This window comes from Kocuria sp. CPCC 205260 (genome assembly GCF_040981045.1).
Lineage (GTDB): Bacteria > Actinomycetota > Actinomycetes > Actinomycetales > Micrococcaceae > Kocuria > Kocuria palustris.
In genome coordinates this window covers 181,069-204,067 of sequence record NZ_JAVKPT010000001.1, presented here as the reverse complement: position 1 = coordinate 204,067, position 22,999 = coordinate 181,069, and the positions used below count along the sequence as shown (strand labels likewise).

Sequence of the window (22,999 nt, the reverse complement as noted above, 5' to 3'; positions counted from 1 at the left end):
CCTCGCGAGCTGCGTCGTCGCACCGCGCCGGTAGCATGGCCTGGTCGCGCGGCCCCTGTACGGCCGCGTCCCTCGAACCGAAAGGCTGCAGCAGCTCATGAGCGAGTCCGTGTCCCAGAACCCCTCCGCGCAGGATCCCAGCGTCGGCGGGATCACCGTCACCGTGGACGGACAGCAGCAGCAGGTCGCGACCGGCACCACCGCCGCCGACCTCTACCAGGGCCAGCGGGAGGTCGTCGTCGCCCGGGTCGACGGCACCCTGCGGGATCTGGCCACGCCCTTGGCCGAGGGCCAGTCCATCGAGCGCGTGCTGATCTCGGACCCGGAGGGCCTGGAGGTCCTGCGCCACTCGACCGCCCACGTGATGGCCCAGGCGGTGCAGGAGCTCAAGCAGGAGGCCAAGCTCGGCATCGGCCCGTACATCACGGACGGGTTCTACTTCGACTTCGACGTCGATGAGGCCTTCACCCCGGAGGATCTCAAGGCGCTGGAGAAGCGCATGCAGAAGATCGTGAACTCCACGCAGAGCTTCCGCCGGCGCTCCGTGACCCACGATGAGGCCGTCGCGGAGATGGCCGATGAGCCCTACAAGCTCGAGCTGATCGGGCTGGCCCAGGGCCCCGGCTCCGGTGCGGAGGTCGCCGCCACGGAGGGCGCCTCGCAGGAGGTGGCCGCTGGCGAGCTGACCATCTACGACAACGTCGACCGCAAGTCCAGCGAGATCGTCTGGAAGGACCTGTGCCGCGGGCCCCACCTGCCGGACACCAAGCTGATCGGCAACGGATTCGCCCTGATGCGCTCGGCGGCGGCCTACTGGCGCGGCTCGGAGAAGAACAAGCAGCTGCAGCGCATCTACGGCACGGCATGGCCCACCAAGGACGAGCTCAAGGCGTACAAGGATCGGCTCGCCGAGGCCGAGCGCCGCGATCACCGCAAGCTGGGCTCCGAGCTGGACCTGTTCTCCTTCCCGGACGAGATCGGCTCCGGCCTGGCCGTGTTCCACCCCAAGGGCGGTCTGATCCGCATGGAGATGGAGAACCTCTCGCGCGAGCAGCACGTCAAGCACGGCTACTCCTTCGTGAACACGCCGCACATCACCAAGTCCACGCTCTACGAGATCTCCGGTCACCTGGGCTTCTACAAGGACGGCATGTTCCCGCCCATGCAGATGGACGAGGAGCGCGATGCCGCAGGCAATGTCACCAAGCAGGGCCAGGACTACTACCTCAAGCCCATGAACTGCCCCATGCACAACCTGATCTTCCGCCAGCGCGGCCGCTCCTACCGCGACCTGCCGCTGCGGCTCTTCGAGTTCGGCACGGTGTACCGCAACGAGAAGTCCGGCGTGATCCACGGCCTGACCCGCGCCCGCGGCTTCACGCAGGACGACGCCCACATCTACTGCACGCGCGAGCAGATGCGCGATGAGATCGCCACCACGCTGGACTTCGTGCTGGACCTGCTGAAGGCCTACGGCCTCGATGACTTCTACCTCGAGCTGTCCACGCGGGACCCGGAGAAGTCGATCGGCGACGACGCCGCCTGGGAGGAGGCCACCACCACGCTGGAGGAGGTCGCCACCGCCTCGGGTCTGGAGCTCGTGCCGGACCCGGAGGGCGCTGCGTTCTACGGCCCCAAGATCTCGGTCCAGGCTCGCGACGCCATCGGGCGCACCTGGCAGATGTCCACGATCCAGCTGGACTTCTTCATGCCCGAGCGCTTCGACCTCGAGTACGCGGCCGCCGACGGCTCCCGTCAGCGCCCCGTCATGATCCACCGCGCGCTGTTCGGCTCGATCGAGCGCTTCTTCGGCGTGCTGACCGAGCACTACGCAGGCGCCTTCCCGGCGTGGCTGGCGCCCGAGCAGGTCCGTGCCATCCCGGTGGCTGAGGCCTTCGACGACTACCTGGGCGATGTCGTGGCAAAGCTGCGCACCGCCGGGGTGCGCGCCGAGCTCGACTCATCCTCGGACCGGTTCCCCAAGAAGATCCGCACCGCGTCCAAGGACAAGGTGCCGTTCGTGCTGATCGCAGGCGGCGACGACGCCGAGGCCGGTGCGGTGTCCTTCCGCTTCCGTGACGGCTCGCAGGAGAACGGCGTGCCGGTCGAGGAGGCCGTCGCCCGGATCGCCGCGCACGTGAGCAACCGCGTGAACGACGACCCCGTCCCCTCAGCCGCCGCAGGCGATGAGACGGTCGGGCAGGCCCCCGGCGTGGACGCCGATGCGCCGGGGTCGCAGGGCGCGCAGTCATGAGCACGGGGGAGCAGGACGCGCGCGTGGGCCAGCACCACTGGGTGCGCCAGGACGACTTCGAGATCCCCGGGGTGCCGGATTCGTTCCAGCGCCTGTGGACCCCGCATCGGCTGGCCTACGTGCGCGGTGAGGACACCTCGGTCGAGACAGTGCCGGGCTGCCCGTTCTGCACGGGTCCCGAGCGCAGGGACGACGAATCCCTGATCGTCTTCCGCGGCGCGCACTGCTTCGTGATCCTCAACCTGTTCCCCTACAACCCGGGCCACCTGCTGGTGTGCCCGTACCGCCACGTGGCGGATCTGACGGAGCTGACGGACCAGGAGCTCACCGAGCTCATGCGCCTGACCCGCGACGCTGTCGTGGCAGTGAGCGAGGCCTCGCACCCGAACGCCTTCAACACGGGGCTGAATCTGGGCCAGGCGGCTGGCGGTTCGCTGTCGGATCACCTGCACATGCATGTGGTGCCGCGGTGGATCGGGGACTCCAACTTCCTGCCCGTGACCGCGCACACCAAGGCGATCATGGACTCGCTGGGCGGGACGTGGATCGATGTCCGGGAGCACTGGCCGGAGCCGGATTCGGCGGCGCCGTCGTCCGTTGCGGCAGGTCAGGATCCGACCGCGCCGTCCGAGGAGAGCTGATCGCCCCGGCCTCGCCCGCAGCCATGCAGCCTCCTTCGACTCTGTGTGGCATCCAGCGGCCGAGTCCGCACCGTTGAGCCATCGATAGGCCGAGTCTTCACCGCTTCCGCGCTGAAACGGTGTCAGATCGGCCTCTGGAGTCGCGACGGGTGCGGAATCGGCCGACGGATGGCAGTGAGGTGAAGAAGCGGCCGCTCGATGCCGCTCCGGGGATAACTGAGTGCACTTAGGCTGAGGGGATCCGCAACGCCGCGGGTTCGCTTTCGGAGGCTGCGGCAGGTGAATCGACGGGAGCCACGATGTCCGCGAACCAAGGCACGCCGAGCTGCCCGGCGACGGCCGCGCTCAAGCACCTGAAGGCGCAGCTGGGGACGCGGCTGAGCACCGACCCCGCTGAGCTCGAGCCGCTGCGGGAGGACCGCTCGGGACACCGCAGCGACGGCGCCCCTCTGGCGCTGATCCGCGCCGGAAGCATCGAGGACGTCCAGCTCGTGTGCCGCACCGCCTCCGAGCACGGCATCCCGGTCGTCACCCGCGGCGCGGGCACCGGCCTGGCCGGAGGGGCGTGCGCCGGCCCCGGAGAGCTCGTGCTCTCCACGCAGGACCTGGATCAGGTGCACGAGATCTCGGTGCCCAACCGGCTGGGCGTCGTCGGGCCCGGGATCCTCAACGGCGCGCTGAACGCACAGCTCGCCGCGCACGGGCTGTGGTGGGCCCCGGACCCCGCGAGCAAGGACATCTCCACGGTGGGCGGCAACATCGCCATGAACGCCGGCGGCCTTCTGTGCGCCAAGTACGGTGTGACCCGCGAAGCGGTGCTCACGCTGAAGATAGTGCTCGCAGACGGCCGCCTGATCTCGGTGGGTCACCGCACCGTGAAGGGCGTGACCGGTTACGACCTGTGCACGCTGCTGATCGGCTCGGAGGGCACGCTGGGCGTGATCGTGGAATGCACGCTGGCGCTGCGTCCCGTCGTGACGAGGCCCCGGCCGGTGGTCGCGGCGAGCTTCCCCAGCCTCCTCTCCGCCTCGGCGGCCGCCTCCGCCGTGATGGCCGAGGGGCTCACCCCGGCGCTGCTCGAGCTGATGGACGGGCCCACGGTGGAGTGCGTCGAGCAGCTGCGCGGTCGGCGCATCGGAGCGCCCGGGTCGTCGTTCCTGCTGGCCCAGACCGACGGGCCCGAAGGGGCCGAGGTCGCAGGGCGGATCGCGGCGATCCTCGAGCGCGCAGGGGGCGAGGTCCGAGCGGCCGAGGACGAGGCGGAGGCCGAGGAGCTCATCGGTCTGCGACGCAGAGCGTTCCCGGCGCTGGAGGCGCGTGCGCAGCGGATGGCCCAGGAGGGCGGCTTCGCCGGCGGCGGCTCGATCCTGGTCGAGGACATCGCCGTGCCGCGCGACCGGCTGGCCGAGGCCTTCGAGCGGATCCGCGAGATCGAGCTGCGTCACGGGATCCTCATCCCCACGACCACCCACGCCGGCGACGGCAACCTGCACCCGATCTTCCTGGTCGGCGACGACGAGGTCCCCGAGCGGACCTGGGAGGCCGCCGGAGAGGTCTTCCGGATCGCCCTGGAGCTGGGCGGCACGCTGTCGGGGGAGCACGGCATCGGCCTGCTCAAGCGGCGCTGGCTCGGAGATGAGCTCGGAGAGGATCAGCTGGACCTCCAGGCGCAGATCCGCGCGGTGTTCGATCCGCAGGGGATCCTCAATCCCGGCAAGGTCTTCGCACGGGAGCACTGAACCTGGCGGCGAGCCCCGGCCCTGCCGTCGCTGAGTCGTCAGGGCGACGAACTAGGATGTCCGCCATGTCCAGACCACTTGTGAGGCTCCTCGGCCAGGGCGTGCGCGCCGCCACCAAGCTGCGCGGCGGAGGCTCGGCGTTCCCCGGGCTGGTGATGGAGAAGCTGCACCCGGACTTCGTGGCCGAGCAGCTGGCCCGGCTGCCCCAGGGCGTCGTGGTGATCTCCGGGACCAACGGCAAGACGACCACCACCAAGATGGCCGTCCAGCTGCTCGAGTCCCAGGGCCTGCGCGTGTTCACCAACCGCACCGGCTCGAACTTCGTGCGCGGGGTGGCGGCCTCCCTGCTGGAGGAGATCTCCCTGACCGGCAGGCTGGACGCGGACATCGCCGTGCTGGAGCTCGACGAGGCCCACGCGGTCCACTTCGTGAAGCTCGTCCAGCCCCGGTTCGCACTGCTGCTCAACGTCATGCGAGATCAGCTCGACCGCTTCGGCGAGATCGACACCACCCGCCGCATGCTCTCGCAGATCGCGGCGGCCACCACCGAGGCCGTGGTCCTCAACCGCGAGGACCCGCGCATCGCCTCTCTGGCCGATGACGTCCGCCCCGGGACCGCGGTGCACTGGTACGGGCTGTCGGAGAAGCTGCGGCCCATGTTCCCGTCGGACGACGACATGCGCGGCGCCGACGGCCCCGAGGCTCCGGTGCCGTCGCAGGAGGCCAAGCCGGAGGCGATCGTCCAGCTCGAGGACTTCGAGGCCACCGACGTCACGTTCTCCGTGCGCGGGGAGCCGGCGCAGGCGGAGGTCCATCTCTACGGCGTCTACAACGTCTACAACGCCGCGGCCGCCCTGGCGCTGGCGCTGACCGTCTCGCAGGAGCGCAGCGGCCTGTCCGCCGCGCTGCCGTCGCTGCTGGGGGAGCTGTCCCGCGTGACCCCGGCCTTCGGACGCGGCGAGACGATCATGGTCGACGGCACCCCGCTGCAGCTGCTGCTCGTGAAGAACCCCGCGGGCTTCCGCCTGTCGCTGGCCTCCGCCGCACCGGAGTCCTACGCGACCATGATCTCCATCAACGACGAATACGCCGACGGTCGCGACGTCTCCTGGCTGTGGGACGTCGAGTTCGAGTCCCTGCGCGGCGGGGGAGTGGACATGGTCACCGGCACGCGCGCCTGGGACATGGCTCTGCGCCTGGACTACGACCAGGTGCAGGTCGGCGCCGTCGAGCCGGACATCGCCCGAGCGCTCACGGAGTTCATCGCCTCCGCCGACGGACGCCCCATGCGCGTTTTCTGCACCTACACGTCCATGCTCACGCTGCGCCGCGAGCTGCGCGCCGTGGCCGTCGTGCCCGAGATCTGAGAGAGGACCGCGATGACCACTGCGACTCCCAACCTCCCCGCCGCAGGAGCCGAGCCCGAGCTCGGCGGGCAGGGCGAGATCCACCTCGTGCAGCTCTATCCGCGCGACATGAACATCTACGGCGACTGGGGCAACACGCTGACGCTCAAGCGCCGTCTCGAGCGCCGCGGCTACAGCGTGCGCGTCACCGACTACAACCCCGGCGACTCCTTCCCCGGCGACGGCGACATCTTCGTGGGCGGCGGCGGCCAGGACTCCGGGCAGTTCCGCGTCATGGAGGACCTGCAGCGCATCAAGCCCCTGCTGCTGGAGCTGGTGGAGGACGGCGCGCCCATGCTCGCGATCTGCGGGCTCTACCAGCTCTTCGGCCACCGGTTCCGCACGATCGGCGGTGAGACGCTGACCGGCGTGGGGATCTTCGACCTCGAGACCGTCGGGGGCCCGGAGCGGCTGATCGGCAACATCGTCACCGAGTCGCCCGATCTCGGCACCGTGATCGGCTACGAGAACCACTCCGGTCTGACCCACCTGGGCGCGGGCCAGAAGCCCTTCGGCAAGGTGGTCTCCGGTGCGGGCAACGACGGCCAGGACGGCACGGAGGGCGCGGTGACCCGCGAGGTCATCGGCACCTATCTGCACGGCTCCCTGCTGCCCAAGAACCCGGCGGTGGCCGATCACCTCATCGCCACGGCGGTGCGGCGACGCTATGCGCACGAGACCCTCGAGCCGCTGAACGATCTGCTGGCGGAGAAGGCGCGGGAGGTCGCGGCCTCCCGTCCGCGCTGAGCCCGGGACCCGTCGCCTACAATCGACCAGCAGACTTCCCAGCGCAGCGTCATGCGCCGCGGTGGTGCGCCGCACGGCCCCTCCGGCCGTGACCGGCACCCCCGACGCACGCGCTGCCAGCCGCCGCCGGGAGGAGCCCGGCGCTGCGGCACCGACACGAACCAGGAGGCAAGCCATGTCCGGTCACTCCAAGTGGGCCACGACCAAGCACAAGAAGGCCGCCATCGACGCCAAGCGCGCCAAGGCCTTCGCCAAGTACATCAAGGGCATCGAGGTCGCCGCGCGCCAGGGCGGCGCCGACACCGCGGGCAACCCGGCGCTGGATCTGGCCGTGTCCAAGGCCAAGAAGAACTCGGTGCCCAACGACAACATCGACCGCGCCATCAAGCGCGGCGCCGGCCTGACCGGCGAGGTCATCGAGTACTCGGAGATCTTCTACGAGGCCCGCGGCCCCCAGGGCTCGGCGCTGTACATCGAGTGCCTGACCGACAACAAGAACCGCGCGGCCTCCGAGGTCCGCGTGGCCGTGACTCGCAACGGCGGCACCATGGCCGATCCGGGCTCGGTCACCTTCATGTTCGAGCGCAAGGGCGTGGCCGAGGTCGCCAAGGCCGACGGCGTCACCGAGGACGACGTCATGATGGCCGTGCTGGACGCCGGGGCGGAGGAGGTCATCGAGGACCAGGACGTCTTCGAGGTCATCTCCGAGGCCACCGACCTGCCCCAGATCCGCACGGCTCTGGACGAGGCGGAGCTGGAGTACAACAACGACGACCCCCAGTTCCGCCCGAACATGAAGGTCGAGCTCGACGCCGACGCCGCGCGCAAGTTCCTGCGCCTGGCCGATGCGATCGAGGAGCTCGACGACGTCCAGAACGTCTACTCCAACGTGGAGATCACCCCCGAGGTCGCCGCCCAGCTCGAGGACGAGGACTGAGCCAGGCTCCGGCACCCGCCCGACGTCCGGCCATGGGCTCCGCGGCCAGGGCGCAGGCCCCCGAGCAGGTCATCCTGGGCGTCGATCCCGGGCTGACCCGCTGCGGGTTCGGGATCGTGCGCATGCGCGCCGACCGCCGCGCCGAATGGGTCCACCACGAGGTCCAGGGCACAGGCGCCGACGAGCCCCTGGAGCAGCGGATCCTGCGCATCGCCCAGGCGGCCGATCAGCTGCTCGAGCGCTTCGCCCCGGATGCTTTGGCGATCGAGCGCGTGTTCGCGCAGAACAACGCCCCCACCGTGGTCGGCACCGCCCAGGCCTCGGGCGTGGTGATCGCCGCCGCAGCCGCTCGCGGGGTCCCCGTCGCCTGGCACACCCCGTCCGAGGTCAAGGCCGCGGTCACCGGCGACGGCTCGGCCGAGAAGGCCGCCGTGACCAAGATGATCGCGCGCATCCTCCGCCTCGAGCAGCTGCCGCGTCCGGCCGACGCCGCCGATGCCCTGGCGATCGCGGTCTGCCACGGCTGGCGCTCCGGTGTGGGCGCGGGCCTGGACGCCCAGGCGGGCACTACGACCACGCACCAGGGCGCCCGCACGGGACTGCAGCGCGCGACCCAGGAGCGCGGCACCGCCCTGACACCCGCTCAGCGCGCCTGGCAGGCCGCGGAGCAGAAGGCTCGGCGCGGCCACTGAGGGACCGCATCGTCCTCGGGTGCGGGCCCTCGCCCCGGGCGAGGGCCTGCACTGTGTGGTCGTCGCGGCTTGGTAGGGTGAGCGAGGCATCGTACTGATGTTCGAATGGCTGCCCGATTCGCGGGCGGCTCCCCGCATCGAGGAGAGGGTGTTCCCATGATCGCGTCCGTGCGCGGCGAGGTGCTGCACAAGGGGCTGAGCACGGCCGTCGTCGACGTCATGGGGCTGGGCCTCGAGCTGCAGGCCACCCCGCAGACTCTCTCCGGGCTGCACGAGGGCCGCGAGGCCCGGCTGGCCACCGCGTTCGTGGCGCGCAAGGACGACTCCCCGCTGCTGTTCGGCTTCGCGGACGCGGAGGAGAAGGAGATCTTCGAGACCATGCTGGGCGTCTCCGGCATCGGTCCGCGCACCGCACTGGCGGTGCTGGCCGCGCTGGGCACGCAGGAGGTCCGCACGGCCATCGCCCAGGGCGACCCCAAGCCGTTCACCACCGTCTCCGGGATCGGGCCCAAGGGCGCCAAGCGCATCGTGCTCGAGCTCGCGGACAAGCTCGTTCCCGCCGATCCGGCACCGGCCTCGGCCCCGCAGGCGGCGCAGATCCCGCTGTGGCGCACCCAGGTCACGGAGGCCCTCACGGGTCTGGGCTGGAACGAGAAGGACGCCTCGGCGGCCATCGACGACGCCCTGGTCGGTCGAGAGGAGCTCGCCGACTCCGGTGACGTCGCCCTGATCTTGCGCACCGTGCTCGCGTGGCTCGGCGCCCGGGCCTCGGCTCCTGCCGCCGGCCGGGGCTCGACTCGCACGGGGGAGGGCCGCTGAGCATGGACGCACAGCACAGCGGGTCCGAGCGCCTGGTGGGCGGGGAGCCGGAGCTGGACGAGCGCGCCGTCGAATCGGCCCTGCGCCCCGAGTCCCTGGCGGACTTCGTGGGTCAGCCGCGTGTGCGCCAGCAGCTCTCCCTGGTCCTGGAGGCCTCCAGACTGCGGGGCCGCAGCGCCGATCACGTGCTGCTGTCCGGACCTCCCGGTCTGGGCAAGACCACGCTGGCCATGATCATCGCCCAGGAGATGGGCGCTCCGCTGCGCATCTCCTCCGGGCCTGCCATCCAGCACTCCGGCGACCTGGCCGCGATCCTGTCCTCCCTGACTGAGGGCGAGGTCCTGTTCCTCGACGAGATCCACCGCATGTCCCGGCCCGCCGAGGAGATGCTCTACATGGCCATGGAGGACTTCCGGGTCGACATCGTGGTGGGCAAGGGCGCCGGGGCCACCTCCATCCCGCTGGACCTGCCTCCGTTCACCCTGGTCGGTGCCACCACGCGCGCCGGGCTGCTGCCGGGACCGCTGCGCGATCGCTTCGGCTTCACCGGGCACCTCGAGTTCTACAGCGACCACGAGCTCGTCTCCGTGCTGCGCCGCTCCGCCGGGCTGCTGGACCTGCGCCTGTCCACGGAGGGCTTCGAGGAGGTCGCCACCCGCTCCCGCGGCACTCCGCGCATCGCCAACCGCCTGCTGCGCCGCGTGCGCGACTGGGCGCTGGTCCACGGCGTGGACAGCATCGACGCCCGCGCCTGCTCCGCCGCCCTGGAGATGTACGAGGTCGACTCGCGGGGCCTGGACCGCCTGGACCGCTCGGTGCTCGAGGCGCTGGTCCGCCACTTCGGCGGCGGACCGGTGGGGCTGTCCACCCTGGCGATCGCCGTGGGGGAGGAGACGGAGACCGTCGAGGAGGTCGCCGAGCCGTACCTGGTCCGCGAGGGCCTGCTGGCGCGGACCCCGCGAGGACGCATCGCCATGCCCGCGGCTTGGGAGCACCTGGGACTGGTACCGCCCGAGCACGCAGCCTTCCGGGACACTGCGGTGCGCCAGGCCCTCGGCGACCAGGACCCCCCGCAGCAGTAGCCCTCCGGACGGCGACCGGCTGCGATCCGGCGCCTGGGAGCCCGCTGACCGGGCCCTGCGCGGCCGCGTCCCCTACCATGGACGGGAATCCTCGCCGCCGCCGCGTTGCCCCACGTGCTTGTCCAGGGGCGGAGTCCCGGTCGCGGCACCGACCACCACGCGATGCGCAGAAGCGCATCGCAGGATCAGGAGTCTGCATGACACCCGTCGTCACCGAATCGCTGTCCGCCGCCGGAGCCGCTGGAGGCGGCGGGTCCTCCATGCTGCTCTTCGGCTTCATGCTGCTGCTGATCATCGGCATGTTCTGGTTCTCCAGCCGCACCCGCAAGAAGCAGCAGGAGAAGCTGAAGTCGCAGCAGCGCGCCATGGAGCCCGGCATGGAGGTCATGACGAGCTACGGCCTCTACGGCCGCCTGGTCTCCAAGGACGAGGACGCCGTCAAGGCCGTCATCGAGATCGCCCCGGGCACCCAGGTCACCGTGCACCTGCAGACCCTCACCAACGTGGTCGAGCGTGACACCCCCGCTGCCGGCGGCACGGATGCCGCAGGCTCCACCGCAGCAGGGGGCGCCTCCGCTGACGAGACCCCAGCCGGCGACCCCACGGATCCCCGCGATCCGGGAGCCGACTCCTCCCGCTGATCAGCCAGCACCCGCGCCTCGGCCCCGTCGGCCGGGGCGCTCGTGCGTGTTGCGGCACCTGAGACCGTCTCTTCGGGTCCACCCGCGCCCGCCCGGCCCACGTGTGCCGCGCTTCACAGCCCCCTCGAACCCCGCAAGGATCTGCGCCCCGATGTCGACATCGCCAGAAGATCGCTCGTCCGCGAGCACCCCCGGCCGCGAGCCGGGGGACCGGAAGAAGAAGCCGCGCCGCAGCGAGCAGGAGACGACGGCCCAGCGGGCGCAGCGTCGTCAGCTCGGCGGCACCGAGCTGCACCGGGCGGTGAGAACTGCTCGAGGCTCGCTCGTGGGCATGTTCGTGCTGCTGGTCGCCATGCTCGGCGTGCTGGGCTGGGGCGCAGGTCAGGGCCACACCGGCTGGGGGCCGCGCCTGGCGCTGGACCTCGAGGGCGGCACGCAGATGATCCTGACCCCTGAGCTGACCGGTCAGCAGGAGGGCGAGGAGATATCCCAGGAGCAGCTCGACCAGGCGGTGGAGATCATCCGCCAGCGCGTCGACGGCTCCGGCGTCTCGGAGGCCGAGGTCTCCACCCAGGGCGGCGAGAACATCGTCGTGTCCATGCCGGGCACGCCCGATCAGGAGACCCGGGACCTGATCCAGACCTCGGCGCAGATGAGCTTCCGACCCGTGCTGATGGTCGGCCCCGCCGAGGCCACTCCGGAGGACGAGCGCACCCCCGAGGACGAGCAGGTCGAGCCGGACGGCGAGCCCACGGACTCGTCGGACCCCAACTGGGTCGACGGCGATCTGATGGCCAAGTACGAGGCCACGGACTGCACGCAGCCGCAGACCCCCGAGCAGCGCGCCGCCCAGGACCCGGAGGCGGCCATCGTCGCCTGCGATCCCAGCGGCGGCGGCAAGTACATCCTCGGCCCGATCGAGCTCGAGGGCACCGATATCTCGGACTCGTCGTACGGCATGGCCCAGGGTGCCAACGGGACGACCACCGGCCAGTACGCCGTGAACATCCAGTTCAACGAGGAAGGCACCCAGACCTTCAAGGAGCTCTCCGAGCGCCTGAACTCGATCGGTCAGACCAGCCCCGGGGACCCCCGCAGCCAGTTCGCGATCCTGCTGGACGGCGAGGTCATCTCCGCACCGTCCATGGACGCGGTCATCCCCGACGGCCAGGCGCAGATCACCGGCTCCTTCACGGAGGAGGACGCGCAGTTCCTCTCCGAGCAGCTGCGCTACGGCTCGCTGCCCGTGAGCTTCGAGATCTCCTCGGAGCAGCAGATCTCGGCCACCATGGGCGCCGATCAGCTGCGCTGGGGCGTCATCGCCGGGCTCATCGGCCTGGTCCTGGTGGCCGTCTACTGCCTGTTCCAGTACCGCCTGCTGGGCCTGGTGACCATCGCTTCGCTCGTGGTGCTGGGCGTGGCGTCCTGGCTGGCCATCGTGCTGCTGGGCTGGGGCATGAACTACCGCCTGTCGATGGCGGGCGTGGCCGGCCTGATCGTGTCGATCGGCATGGCCGCCGACTCGTTCATCGTCTACTTCGAGCGCATCCGCGATGAGATCCGCATCGGGCGCACGATCCCAGCGGCCATCGATCACGGCTGGAAGCGCGCGCGTCAGACCGTGATCGCCTCCAAGTCCGTGAACCTGATCGCCTCGGTGGTGCTCTACTTCGTGGCCGTGGGCAACGTGCGCGGCTTCGCGTTCACTCTGGGCCTGACCGCGGTGATCGACCTGGTGGTCGTGTTCCTGTTCACCCATCCCGTCATGGTCCTGCTCTCGCGCACCCGCTTCTTCACTCAGGGCCGCAAGGGCTCCGGGCTGGATCCCGAGTCCCTCGACGCCGTGCCGTTCTACCGCGGCGCCGGTCGCACCCGCACCCCGGACGACCTGGACCCGGCCGCCGGTGCCGTGGCGGAGGAGTCCGCCGTGCAGAGCGCCCCGGCCGAGCAGGAGCTCGTGGGCGCGTCCTCGCCGCTCAGCTCCCGCACGGAGCACGCGGCCTCCACGGAGCCCGACGACGACAGCGCCCCCGAGAGCTCCGCGGCGCACAGTGCTGCAGTGACAGAGGACTCTCCCGGGCCCGGCAAGGCAGCGACCGAGGCTCAGAGCACCGGCTCGAGCGCTGCTGCGGGCAGGCCCTCCCGCCGCAGCGCGGGGGCCCCGGACGACGAGCGCGGTCTCACCGTGGCCGAGCGCCGCCGTCGGGCCCGGCGCGCGGCAGGCGAGTCATCGCCGTCGGGCCCGCCGCCCCCGCAGGACCCAGAAGCGACCCGCCCGGCCTCCGACCGACGCACGAACGAGGAGGACGCCTGATGTCCCGCTTCTCAGACTTCGGCAACGACCTCTACAGCGGTCGTCGCTCCTTCGGCTTCGTGCCCCGCCGCGGGCTGTGGCTGGCCATCGCCGGCGTGCTCGTGGTCATCAGCCTGCTGATCCCCGTGGTCAAGGGCGGCTTCAACCTGGGCATCGACTTCACCGGCGGCTCCGAGTTCACGATCTCCTCGGTGGCCGACGACGATCCGCAGGTCGGCCAGCAGGCGCTGCAGGACACCGGTGCCACCGAGGAGGGCGAGGTCACCAACATCGCCCCGGGCACCATGCGCGCCCAGACGGAGCAGCTCGACGACGAGCAGACCCTGGAGGTCCGCGACGCCCTGGCCCAGGCCTATGACGTCCCGGCCGAGAACGTCACCTCGAACTTCGTGGGCCCCACCTGGGGCGCGGGGATCTCGCAGCAGATGCTGCGCGGCCTGGTGATCTTCCTGGTGCTCACCGCGGTCGTGATGGCTCTGTACTTCCGCACCTGGAAGATGTCCGTGGCCTCGATGGCAGGCGTGTTCGTCACGGTGGCACTCACCGTGGGCACCTACTCGCTCGTGGGCTTCGAGGTCACGCCCTCGGCCGTCATCGGCTTCCTGACCGTGCTGTCGTACTCGCTGTACGACACCGTGGTCGTCTTCGACAAGGTCCGCGAGAACACCAAGGGCCTGCTCGACGGCTCCGCGCCGGCCTCCCGCAGGCAGCGCGGGTTCCTGGGGCAGATCAACCTGGCGGCCAACCAGACGCTGGTGCGCTCGATCAACACCTCGATCGTGGGCCTGCTGCCCGTGGGCGCCATCCTGTTCATCGGCGCCGCGCTGCTGGGTGCAGGAACGCTCAAGGACCTGGCGCTGTCGCAGTTCGTGGGCATCATCTACGGCACGCTGGCCACGCTGTTCGTGGCCACGCCGCTGTATGCGGCGCTGCGCTCCCGCGAACCGGCCGTGCGCCGGATCGACGAGGCTGCCGAGGCCTCCGCCGGCCGCTCCGGTGCTTCGGGCGAGGACACCGAGGTGCCGCTCGACGACGAGGCCGCGGGCAGCGTCACCACAGGTGCGACCACGACCCGCGCCGGGGGCTCCACAGCCTGAGGATGCGGCCCGATGTGGTCTGGAGCATGTCCCGGTAGTCCTACAATTGCCGGATTGATCCACTTCGGGGATCGCGTGGAAGGGCCGGGCGCTGAACCTGGCCGGACCGAGAACAGGAGGCGGAGATGATCGAGGGCCGCAGGGGAGTCATCGACGACGGCCGGGGGCGGCCTCCGCGCGCGCCCGAACCCTCCGCCGAAGCCGTCGAGCCCGCCCAGGAGGGCGCCTCGGCGGAGACCTCGCCGCAGCCCTCCGCCGATCGGTCAGGCGACAGCGACTCCGTCGCGGCGGCCCCGGAAGCCTCGGTGACTTTCGGTGCCGCCTCGAAGGCGACCGCCGACTCCGCCGCCGACGACCCGGACGAGGCCATCGAGCGCCGGTCCCGCCAGCTCGAGGCCGAGGAGGCCGAGCGTGCGGCGCGGCGTCGCACGGGCTCGAGCGCCGGGGGCACGCACTGGGTCGTGCCCGCCTCGCGCCCGGTCTTCGGCCGCGCGGTGTTCCCGGGGCGCTCGGAGCGCACCCGCTCCACGCTGTCGTACCTGTCGGGGGCCTCGATCTCGTCGTCCCCGCTGATCGAGCCGCTGCTGCGCACCGTGCGCGAGAACGCTCCCGACGAGGACCTGGCGGTCCTGCAGCGCGCGTTCTCCGTGGCCGATGAGCGCCACCAGGGGCAGAAGCGCAAGAGCGGCGACCCGTACATCACTCATCCGGTGGCCGTGACGACCATCCTGGCCGAGCTCGGCATGACCGGCCCGGTGCTGGTCGCCGCGCTGCTGCACGACACGGTCGAGGACACCGACTACACCCTCGAGGACCTCACCGAGGAGTTCGGCGAGGAGGTCGCGGCGCTCGTCGACGGCGTGACCAAGCTCGACAAGGTGCAGTACGGGGAGAACGCGCAGGCCGAGACCGTGCGCAAGATGATCGTGGCCATGGCCAAGGACATCCGCGTGCTGCTGATCAAGCTCGCCGACCGGCTGCACAACGCCCGCACGTGGCGCTTCGTGTCCCAGGAGTCCTCGGGGCGCAAGGCGCGCGAGACCCTGGAGATCTTCGCTCCGCTGGCTCACCGCCTGGGCCTGAACACGATCAAGTGGGAGCTCGAGGATCTGTCCTTCGCGGCGCTGTATCCCAAGATCTATGAGGAGATCGTGCGGATGGTGGGGGAGCGCCAGCCCCAGCGCGAGCGCAACCTGGCCCAGATCCGCTCCCTGGTGGCCGAGGACCTGGACAAGGCCGAGATCGAGGCCACGATCACGGGGCGCCCCAAGCACTACTACTCCGTCTACCAGAAGATGGTCGTGCGGGGTAAGGACTTCGACGAGATCCAGGACCTGCTGGCCGTGCGCGTGCTCGTGGGCACGGTGCGCGAGTGCTATGCGGCCCTCGGTGCCCTGCATGCGCGGTGGCGGCCCCTGCCGGGGCGGTTCAAGGACTACATCGCCATGCCCAAGTTCAACATGTACCAGTCGCTGCACACCACGGTGCTGGGACCGAACGGGCGCCCGGTCGAGATCCAGATCCGCACCCACGACATGCACCAGCGCGCCGAGTACGGCGTGGCCGCGCACTGGAAGTACAAGGCCTCCGGCGCCGCCGACGGCCCCGCGGCCAAGGCGGATGCCGATGACATCGGCTGGCTGAAGTCCCTGGTGTCCTGGCAGGACGAGACGCGGGACTCGACCGAGTTCCTGGACTCGCTGCGCTACCAGATCGACACCAAGGAGGTCTTCGTCTTCACGCCCAAGGGCGATGTCATGGCGCTGCCCGTGGGCTCCACCCCGGTGGACTTCGCCTACGCCGTGCACACGGAGGTCGGCGACAAGACCATCGGTGCGCGGGTCAACGGCAAGCTCGTGGCGCTGTCCTCCGAGCTGCAGCACGGCGACTGGGTCGAGGTGCTGACTTCCAAGTCGGAGGCGGCCGGGCCGTCGCAGGACTGGCTGAAGTTCGTCTCCTCGCCGCGGGCCCGGTCCAAGATCAAGCAGTGGTTCTCCAAGGAGCGCCGCGAGGAGGCCATCGAGCGCGGCCAGGAGTCGCTGACCCGTGCGCTGCGCAAGCACCACCTGCCGCTGCAGCGCACGGTCACGCAGGAGGCTCTGGTCTCAGCGGCGCACACGCTGAACAAGTCGGACATCGCCGAGCTCTACGAGGCCATCGGCACCGACTCGGTCACGGCGCGGCAGGTCGTGGACCTGCTGGTGGAATCGGCCGGCGGCGAGGAGGGCTCGGCCGAGGAGATCGACGACACCTCCACGCCCATCCAGCCGGTGCGCTCCCGCGTGGTCGACTCCGGCGTGGCCGTGGACGGCGCCAGCGACGTCTACGTGAAGCTCGCCCGCTGCTGCACGCCGGTGCCCCCGGACGAGATCGTCGGCTTCGTGACCCGCGGGCAGGGCATCTCGGTGCACCGGGCCGACTGCTCGAACATCGCCGCGCAGAAGGAGCCAGAGCGCCTGGTCAAGGTCCACTGGGCCCCCACCCAGGCCTCGGTGTTCCTGGTCGAGATCCAGGTCGAGGCGCTGGATCGCAACTCGCTGCTCTCCGATGTCACCCGGGTGCTCTCGGAGAACCACGTCAACATCCTCTCGGCCAACGTCGCGACCTCCACGCAGCGCGTGGCGATCTCCCGCTTCGCCTTCGAGATGGGCGATGCCCGCTACCTCAATCACGTGCTGAACCAGGTCCGCCGGATCGACGGCGTCTACGACGTCTATCGCACCTCCGGCCAGCGCAGGCTCTCCACCGCGGAGGCCTGAGCACTGAGCCGCGGCTTGCGCAGCTCGTGCCTGAGGGGTCTGTGCCGCGCATCTGCTGTCCCTCGGCAGCTCAGCGCGGCACGACCAGTCCGAGCCTCCGACAGACACTGCGCAGCGTGACCATTCCCCTGCGTCGATCCGGAAGCCGGGACCGCTGCCGCAGCAGGTCCGTGACCGCCTGCGGCTCCACACCCAGATGCGGGGCCTCCAGGAGCTGCTCCAGGGCGGGCACGGCAGTCGGGTCCTCCCAGCAGGCCAGATCCGCTGCGGTGCGCAGCGGCGTGGTGACCTGCAGACCGTGCAGCCGATCCACGTCCTGCGGCTCGTGGACCAGCTGTCGGACCTCCCAAGCGAGACCCTCCAGCTGAGGATCGACCGGGCGGGTGGTCGTGCGCCGCTGGCGATGGACCATCAGGTGCAGACGCTGCGGAGCCGGGCAGCAGGACAGGAACCAGGCGGCGGTCGTGCGGTGCAGCACCGCGTGCTCCAGCACTGCCTCCGGCACGACGGCACGGATCGCCCGGGCACGGTCGGCACGGGTCACCGGAAGCAGACGCGGGCTGCAGATCCCGCCCAGCAGCGGGACCGCCAGGTCGTCACGCTGCAGGGCCGAGCGCTCCAGAGCGGAGAGCTCTGCCCAGCGCGGTGCCTCATCGTCGGGGAGGGACAGAATGCCGCCGGCCGGTCCTGCGGCCGCCGGCGGCAGCGCGGTCGCAGCGTGGGCGTACCGCGGGTCGAGCAGAGGATGCGTCATGCCGGACAGTCCACACCGGATCGCGGCCCACCGAGCGGATGCTCCTCCGCCTGTGGATGGCTTCAGGGCAGAAGCGGGCGCGTTCGACGGCAGGGCCTTCCGAACATGCCGATGGCCCTGATCCTGGGACGGATCGGGGCCATCGGGCGGGGCGCCTCAGCCGGCGCGGCAGAGGCGGTCAGCTCACAGCGAGGCGGCGGAGCGGCGGATCATCTCGAGCATCGACTGCGCGCTCTCGATCTCCTTGTCCAGCTTCTTGGCCTTGGCGGTGTCGCCGGCGGACTCGGCGGCCTCCTTCTTGGCCTGCAGATCCGCCAGCTTCTCCTCCGCCTGTGCGGTCATGGCGTTGGAGCGGACCTCGGTCTGCGAAGCGGCCTTGATGCGACCGCCGGAGTCGGCCTCGCGGACGGCGTCCTCGACCTCGCCGAGCTCGTTCTCGATGCGCTTGAAGTCGCCGCGCGGGACCTTGCCGATCTCCTCCCAGCGGGCCTGGATGGAGGACAGCTTCTTCTTGGCGGCCTTGGCGTCCGTGACCGGAAGCAGCTCGCGGGCCTCCTTGACGAGGGCCTCCTTCAGCTCGAGGTTGGCCGCGAACTCGCGGTCCACGGCCTTGTCGGCCTCCTTGCGGGCGTTGAAGAACACGTCCTGGGCTGCGCGGAAGCGGGCCCACAGGGCGTCGTCGTCCTTGCGCCCAGCGCGCGGGGCGGCCTTCCAGCGGTCCATCAGATCGCGATACTTGCCGGAGGTGGGGCCCCAGTCGGTCGAGGACTGCAGGGCCTCGGCCTCGGCGATCAGCTTCTGCTTGGTCTTCTTGGCCTCGGCGTTGCGCTCGTCGAGCTTGGAGAAGAACGCGCGACGGTGGCGGTCGAACGTGGTGCGAGCGCCGCGGAAGCGCTTCCACAGGGACTCCTCGTCCTTGCGGGACAGCCGGTTGCCCGACTTCTGATGGGCCTGCCAGGCCTCGAAGAGCTCGTTCATGCGAGCGGTGGACTGCTTCCACTGCGTCTTCTCGGGCTCCTGCGCGGAGATCTGCTCGGCCTCCGCCACGATGGCCTCGCGGTGGGCCAGGTTCTCGGCGCGGGCGGCATCGGCAGCCTTGCGGTGCTCGGCCTCCAGCTCCTTGATGCGCGGGCGCAGCGCCTCCAGGCGGGCCTCCAGGGCGGGGACGTCGCCGACGAGCTTGCGCTCACCCAGCTGGGACTTCACGCGATCCAGGCTGCGGGTCAGGTCCCCGGCGGGAGCGCCGGCGGCCACGCGCTGCTCGAGCAGCTCGACCTGGGTGCGCGCCTCCAGGAACTTCTTGGCGAAGTACGCCAGCGCCTCGTCCTTCGGCACGTCCGGGACCTGTCCGGCCAGGACCTTCTCGCCGTCGATCAGCAGGTGCACGCTGCCGTCGTCGTCGACCTCGGCGAAGGCGCGGGCCACCTCGAGCTGCTCGGGGGTCACGTCCGCGGACGGCGCGGGCGTGGACGGAGCCGGTGCGCTCGAGGGCGCGGGGGCCTGCGCGGCGGAAGCGGGCGTGGGCGCAGCCGGCGACGGAGCCGACGGGCGCGCGGCGGCCTCCTGGGCGGCGGCCTCCTGGGCGGCGGCCTGCTCGGGGGCCTTCTCCGACTCTGTGGGCTGCGGCTCGGCGGGGGCTGCGGTCTCCTCAGCCGGGGACTCGGCCTCGGCGGCCGGGACGGTGGAGGCCGACGGCTCGCCGTCCTCGGCGGCACCGGCCTGCTCGATCACAGCCTGATCCGCGGCCTCCTTCTCCTCTGCGGCCGTGGCCTCCTCGACGGCGACGGCATCGGCGATCTCGCCGGCCACGTCCTCGCCGTCGGCCTGCGCCTGGGCCATGCGGGTCTGCTCCTCCTCGGCCCGCTCAGCCACCGTGGTCTCGCCCGCAGCCGATTCCGCCTGGGCGGCGTCGGCATCAGCCGCAGCCTCGGCAGCCGCGGAGTCGGGATCGGCGGCCGCTTCGGTCGCCGGGAGGAAGTTGTCGTCGGATTCGAGACGCTCAGTCACCGCTGGAACTCTTTCGCTCGTGCCGACCCGCGATCCCGGAGCTCGCTCCGGGGGCGCTCGGCAGCCTGTCGTGGCCCGGCGCTGGCTGCGCGCGGACGCTGTACGCGGCCCATCGTAGCCAGACGGGACGACGGCCCCCAGGAATCGGTGCTCCTCGGCCCCGGCATCCCACGGCGCCTAAGATGGTTCGGACGGTCCCGTACTGTGTGCCCACCCCCTTCAGCATCCTCAGGAGACGACGCCCCATGGCCAGCAAGACCTCCCTCTCCGGCTTCCCCGAGTGGCTCCCGCAGGAGCGGCTCGTGGAGCTGCACGTGCTCGACACGCTGCGGGAGACCTTCGAGCTGCACGGGTTCTCCTCGATCGAGACCCGCGCTGTGGAGACCGTGGATCAGCTGCTGCGCAAGGGCGAGATCGACAAGGAGGTCTACGGCGTCTCCCGTCTGCAGGAGGACGAGGACGGCGGTCCCAAGGAGGGCCAGCTGGCGCTGCACTTCGACCTCACCGTGCCGTTCGCCCGCTACGTCGTGGACAACGCCGGGCACCTGAACTTCCCGTTCCGCCGCTACCAGATCCAGAAGGTCTGGCGCGGCGAGCGCCCCCAGGAGGGCCGCGCCCGCGAGTTCACGCAGGCGGACATCGATGTCGTCGGCGACGGCGCACTGCCGTTCCGCTACGACGTCGAGATGGCCCTGGTGATCATCGACGCCCTCTCGAAGCTGCCCATCCCGGAGTTCGTGCTGCGGGTCAACAACCGCAAGCTCGCCGAGGGCTTCTACCGCGGCATCGGCCTCCACGACGCCCCCGCCGTGCTGCGCGAGATCGACAAGCTCGAGAAGATCGGCGCCCAGGCCGTGGCGGCGAACCTCATCGAGAACGTGGGCGCCACGCAGGAGCAGGCAGACGCCGCGCTGAAGCTGGCGAGCATCCGCACCGAGGACGCCTCCTTCGTGGAGCAGGTCCGCGCCCTCGGCGTCCAGGACGAGCTGCTCGACGAGGGCCTGGCCGAGCTCGAGGAGGTCGTCGCCGAGGCCGTGCGCCGCGCTCCCGGCAAGCTCGTGGCTGACCTGTCGATCGCCCGCGGCCTGGACTACTACACCGGCACCGTCTACGAGACCGTGCTGGTCGGCCACGAGAAGCTCGGCTCGGTGTGCTCCGGCGGTCGCTACGAGTCGCTGGCTTCCTCCGGCAAGCGCACCTTCCCGGGCGTGGGGCTCTCGGTGGGTGTGACCCGCCTGGTCTCGCGCATCCTCTCGCAGGGGCTGGCCGAGGCCTCGCGCTCGGTGCCCACCGCCGTGCTGATCTCCCTGGTGGATGAGGACTCCTGGTCCGAGGCGCAGGACGTCGCCCAGCAGCTGCGTTCCCGCGGCATCTCCTGCGAGGTCTCGGCCTCGGCCGCCAAGTTCGGCAAGCAGATCCGCCACGCCGATCGCCGCGGGATCCCGTTCGTCTGGTTCTCGACCCGCGACGAGTCGGGCGCGGTGACCCACGAGGTCAAGGACATCCGCTCCGGCGAGCAGGTTCCGGCCGATCCGGCCTCCTGGATGCCCCCGACTGAGGACCTGCGCCCGTCGGTCGGCGCGCCGGTCAGCTCCGCCGATTGAGCACGATCGCCCGCCCCGCGAATCCCACGGCGAAGATCCCGATCATCACGGCCACGGACTGCCACGGCAGCGTGAAGGCCAGCAGAAGACAGCCGATCAGGCCCACGATGTTCAGGCCCCTGGGCGCCCAGCGCGGGCGCTCGCGCAGGGTCAGCGCCGAGAGGTTGGCCAGCGCGTAGTAGACGAGCACGCCGAAGGACGAGAAGCCGATCACGGTGTGCAGGTCGGTGAGGACGATCAGCGCGATCACGACCACGGCGGTGGTCAGCTCCGAGGCCCACGGCACCTGCCGTCCCGAGATGCGGGACAGGTACCCCGGCAGGTCGCGCTCTCGCGCCATCGCCAGGGTCGTGCGCGAGATCCCGGCGACCAGGGCCAGCAGGGCGCCCAGCGCCCCGGCCGCCGCCGCGACCGTCACCGCCGCGGACAGGGCCGTCGCCGCGCCGTCGCCGAGTCCCAGCCGGACGGAGATCTCCTGGGAGGCCGAGAGGAACGGGGCCGACGAGTCCGCCAGCCCTCCTGCCCCCAGCAGCCCGAGCAGCAGGACAGCGAGCACCAGGTAGACCACGAGCACGAAGGCCAGCGCCCCCAGGATCGCCCGCGGGATGGTGCGCTGCGGGTCCCGGACCTCCTCGCCCATGGTGGCCACACGGGCGTAGCCGGCGAAGGCGAAGAACAGCAGACCCGCAGCGGGCAGCACGCCCAGGGCACCGCCCCCGCCTTCCTGCACCGAAGGACCCGCGCCGAACATCGTGCTCGCGCTCAGGGCGGCTGCGGCCAGACCCGCCACGACGGCCAGGATCAGCAGGACCACGGAGACCAGGATCCGCGTGAGCCCGGCGGTGCGGGTGATCCCGCCCAGATTGACACCGGTCAGCACCACGATCGCGGCCACCGCCAGGGCTCGGGCTGCGGCATCGGCGTCGTCGATCCCGAGCAGAGAGGCGGCGTAGAGGCCGAAGGCCATCGACATGCCGGCGGCCGAGGCGGTCTTGCCGGTCACGAAGCCCCAGCCGGCGGTGAAGCCCGCCCACTGCCCCAGCTGGCGGTTCGCATAGACGTAGGTGCCCCCGGAGCTCGGGTGGACCATGGCCAGCTGAGCCGTGGAGGTCGCATTGCACCAGGCCACGACGGCCGCCAGCAGCAGCGCGACCGGCAGCAGCGAGCCTGCGTGCGCGGCGGCCGGGGCGAAGGCCACAAAGACGCCCGCGCCGACCATCGATCCCACGCCGATGACGGCAGCGTCGGAGGTGCCCAGCCTGCGGGCGAGCTCGTCCGGATCGTGTGCGGGGGAGGCGGCGGGAGGCTGGGCGGGCGAGGCGTTCACGGATCTCCTGGGCGGCGCGGCGGTGGGGCCGGGTCCGTGGGGCGAGCGTCATCCCCGGCTTGTAGACTCGACGGCGGCGACGCTACAGATCCCCGGTGAACCCGGCATGAACGGGCCCGGGGCCGGCTGCCGCCCTCGGACACCGCAGAGGCCGTCGGCGCATCCCGCCGGAGAGGCCC

Annotated in this window: 17 protein-coding genes; 14 read left to right on the top strand and 3 right to left on the bottom strand. The window is 71.0% G+C overall.

The features are described 5' to 3' along the window. The first annotated feature begins 97 nt into the window (after nt 1-97). The 13 genes from thrS (at nt 98) to RF645_RS00770 (ending at nt 17,128) form a co-directional block, all read left to right on the top strand. Nucleotides 98-2,254: a threonine--tRNA ligase gene (gene thrS, locus RF645_RS00830; protein WP_368818398.1), complete on the top strand. Its 2,157-nt coding sequence runs from the start codon at nt 98-100 to the stop codon at nt 2,252-2,254. Continuing rightward, nucleotides 2,251-2,895 carry an HIT domain-containing protein gene (locus RF645_RS00825; RefSeq protein WP_082676875.1) on the top strand — a complete coding sequence of 215 codons (645 nt, stop codon included), beginning with the start codon at nt 2,251-2,253 and terminating at the stop codon, nt 2,893-2,895. Before thrS ends, RF645_RS00825 begins: the two co-directional genes overlap by 4 nt. A gap of 299 nt (nt 2,896-3,194) precedes the next feature. Continuing rightward, on the top strand, nt 3,195-4,634 hold the full coding sequence (locus RF645_RS00820; protein WP_058870969.1) for an FAD-binding oxidoreductase: 1,440 nt from the start codon (nt 3,195-3,197) through the stop codon (nt 4,632-4,634). A 56-nt stretch (nt 4,635-4,690) separates the two neighbouring features. After that, the gene (locus RF645_RS00815; RefSeq protein WP_040560230.1) at nt 4,691-6,001 is read left to right on the top strand and encodes a Mur ligase family protein; all 1,311 of its coding nucleotides are present in this window, start codon (nt 4,691-4,693) and stop codon (nt 5,999-6,001) included. Between the two features lie 12 nt (nt 6,002-6,013). Further along, nucleotides 6,014-6,787 carry a type 1 glutamine amidotransferase gene (locus RF645_RS00810; protein WP_368818397.1) on the top strand — a complete coding sequence of 258 codons (774 nt, stop codon included), beginning with the start codon at nt 6,014-6,016 and terminating at the stop codon, nt 6,785-6,787. A 175-nt stretch (nt 6,788-6,962) separates the two neighbouring features. Further along, nucleotides 6,963-7,724, top strand: coding sequence for a YebC/PmpR family DNA-binding transcriptional regulator (locus RF645_RS00805; RefSeq protein WP_006213310.1), 762 nt, complete (start codon nt 6,963-6,965; stop codon nt 7,722-7,724). 32 nt (nt 7,725-7,756) lie between these two features. Then, complete coding sequence (gene ruvC / locus RF645_RS00800; protein ID WP_368818396.1) at nt 7,757-8,416, top strand: crossover junction endodeoxyribonuclease RuvC; 660 nt, start codon at nt 7,757-7,759, stop codon at nt 8,414-8,416. Nucleotides 8,417-8,572: 156 nt separating this feature from the next. After that, a complete protein-coding gene (gene ruvA, locus RF645_RS00795; protein WP_024290551.1) occupies nt 8,573-9,235 on the top strand; it encodes a Holliday junction branch migration protein RuvA in 663 nt (220 codons plus the stop codon). Between the two features lie 2 nt (nt 9,236-9,237). Beyond that, nucleotides 9,238-10,317, top strand: a complete 1,080-nt coding sequence (ruvB, locus tag RF645_RS00790) for a Holliday junction branch migration DNA helicase RuvB (protein WP_368818395.1) — start codon at nt 9,238-9,240, stop codon at nt 10,315-10,317. Between the two features lie 197 nt (nt 10,318-10,514). Then, the gene (yajC, locus tag RF645_RS00785; RefSeq protein WP_368818394.1) at nt 10,515-10,958 is read left to right on the top strand and encodes a preprotein translocase subunit YajC; all 444 of its coding nucleotides are present in this window, start codon (nt 10,515-10,517) and stop codon (nt 10,956-10,958) included. Between the two features lie 151 nt (nt 10,959-11,109). Continuing rightward, complete coding sequence (secD, locus tag RF645_RS00780; RefSeq protein WP_368818393.1) at nt 11,110-13,272, top strand: protein translocase subunit SecD; 2,163 nt, start codon at nt 11,110-11,112, stop codon at nt 13,270-13,272. Continuing rightward, the gene (secF, locus tag RF645_RS00775) at nt 13,272-14,369 is read left to right on the top strand and encodes a protein translocase subunit SecF (RefSeq protein ID WP_368818392.1); all 1,098 of its coding nucleotides are present in this window, start codon (nt 13,272-13,274) and stop codon (nt 14,367-14,369) included. The genes secD and secF overlap by 1 nt, the downstream gene beginning before the upstream one ends. Nucleotides 14,370-14,494: 125 nt before the next feature. Further along, entirely contained in the window at nt 14,495-17,128 is a 2,634-nt protein-coding gene (locus tag RF645_RS00770) for a bifunctional (p)ppGpp synthetase/guanosine-3',5'-bis(diphosphate) 3'-pyrophosphohydrolase (protein ID WP_368818391.1), read from the top strand. Nucleotides 17,129-17,198: 70 nt separating this feature from the next. Here the strand turns inward: RF645_RS00770 and RF645_RS00765 are convergent, their stop codons facing one another. After that, nucleotides 17,199-17,882 carry a hypothetical protein gene (locus tag RF645_RS00765; protein WP_368818390.1) on the bottom strand — a complete coding sequence of 228 codons (684 nt, stop codon included), beginning with the start codon at nt 17,880-17,882 and terminating at the stop codon, nt 17,199-17,201. A gap of 183 nt (nt 17,883-18,065) precedes the next feature. After that, the gene (locus RF645_RS00760; protein ID WP_368818389.1) at nt 18,066-19,889 is read right to left on the bottom strand and encodes a DUF349 domain-containing protein; all 1,824 of its coding nucleotides are present in this window, start codon (nt 19,887-19,889) and stop codon (nt 18,066-18,068) included. A gap of 245 nt (nt 19,890-20,134) precedes the next feature. Here RF645_RS00760 and hisS point away from each other — a divergent pair, with 245 nt between their 5' ends. Then, nucleotides 20,135-21,493: a histidine--tRNA ligase gene (hisS, locus tag RF645_RS00755; RefSeq protein WP_058870959.1), complete on the top strand. Its 1,359-nt coding sequence runs from the start codon at nt 20,135-20,137 to the stop codon at nt 21,491-21,493. On the opposite strand, the gene RF645_RS00750 is transcribed toward hisS, so the two are convergent. Continuing rightward, nucleotides 21,477-22,820 (bottom strand): APC family permease, encoded by a 1,344-nt coding sequence (locus RF645_RS00750; protein WP_368818388.1) that lies wholly within the window; start codon nt 22,818-22,820, stop codon nt 21,477-21,479. The genes hisS and RF645_RS00750 overlap by 17 nt on opposite strands. Nucleotides 22,821-22,999: the final 179 nt, after the last annotated feature.

Excerpts from the sequence above, each read along its gene's own strand:
- thrS (WP_368818398.1), top strand. The coding sequence starts at position 98 with ATGAGCGAGTCCGTGTCCCAGAACCCCTCCGCGCAGGATCCCAGCGTC.
- RF645_RS00825 (WP_082676875.1), top strand. The coding sequence starts at position 2,251 with ATGAGCACGGGGGAGCAGGACGCGCGCGTGGGCCAGCACCACTGGGTG.
- RF645_RS00820 (WP_058870969.1), top strand. The coding sequence starts at position 3,195 with ATGTCCGCGAACCAAGGCACGCCGAGCTGCCCGGCGACGGCCGCGCTC.
- RF645_RS00815 (WP_040560230.1), top strand. The coding sequence starts at position 4,691 with ATGTCCGCCATGTCCAGACCACTTGTGAGGCTCCTCGGCCAGGGCGTG.
- RF645_RS00810 (WP_368818397.1), top strand. The coding sequence starts at position 6,014 with ATGACCACTGCGACTCCCAACCTCCCCGCCGCAGGAGCCGAGCCCGAG.
- RF645_RS00805 (WP_006213310.1), top strand. The coding sequence starts at position 6,963 with ATGTCCGGTCACTCCAAGTGGGCCACGACCAAGCACAAGAAGGCCGCC.
- ruvC (WP_368818396.1), top strand. The coding sequence starts at position 7,757 with ATGGGCTCCGCGGCCAGGGCGCAGGCCCCCGAGCAGGTCATCCTGGGC.
- ruvA (WP_024290551.1), top strand. The coding sequence starts at position 8,573 with ATGATCGCGTCCGTGCGCGGCGAGGTGCTGCACAAGGGGCTGAGCACG.
- ruvB (WP_368818395.1), top strand. The coding sequence starts at position 9,238 with ATGGACGCACAGCACAGCGGGTCCGAGCGCCTGGTGGGCGGGGAGCCG.
- yajC (WP_368818394.1), top strand. The coding sequence starts at position 10,515 with ATGACACCCGTCGTCACCGAATCGCTGTCCGCCGCCGGAGCCGCTGGA.
- secD (WP_368818393.1), top strand. The coding sequence starts at position 11,110 with ATGTCGACATCGCCAGAAGATCGCTCGTCCGCGAGCACCCCCGGCCGC.
- secF (WP_368818392.1), top strand. The coding sequence starts at position 13,272 with ATGTCCCGCTTCTCAGACTTCGGCAACGACCTCTACAGCGGTCGTCGC.
- RF645_RS00770 (WP_368818391.1), top strand. The coding sequence starts at position 14,495 with ATGATCGAGGGCCGCAGGGGAGTCATCGACGACGGCCGGGGGCGGCCT.
- RF645_RS00765 (WP_368818390.1), bottom strand. The coding sequence starts at position 17,882 with ATGACGCATCCTCTGCTCGACCCGCGGTACGCCCACGCTGCGACCGCG.
- hisS (WP_058870959.1), top strand. The coding sequence starts at position 20,135 with ATGGCCAGCAAGACCTCCCTCTCCGGCTTCCCCGAGTGGCTCCCGCAG.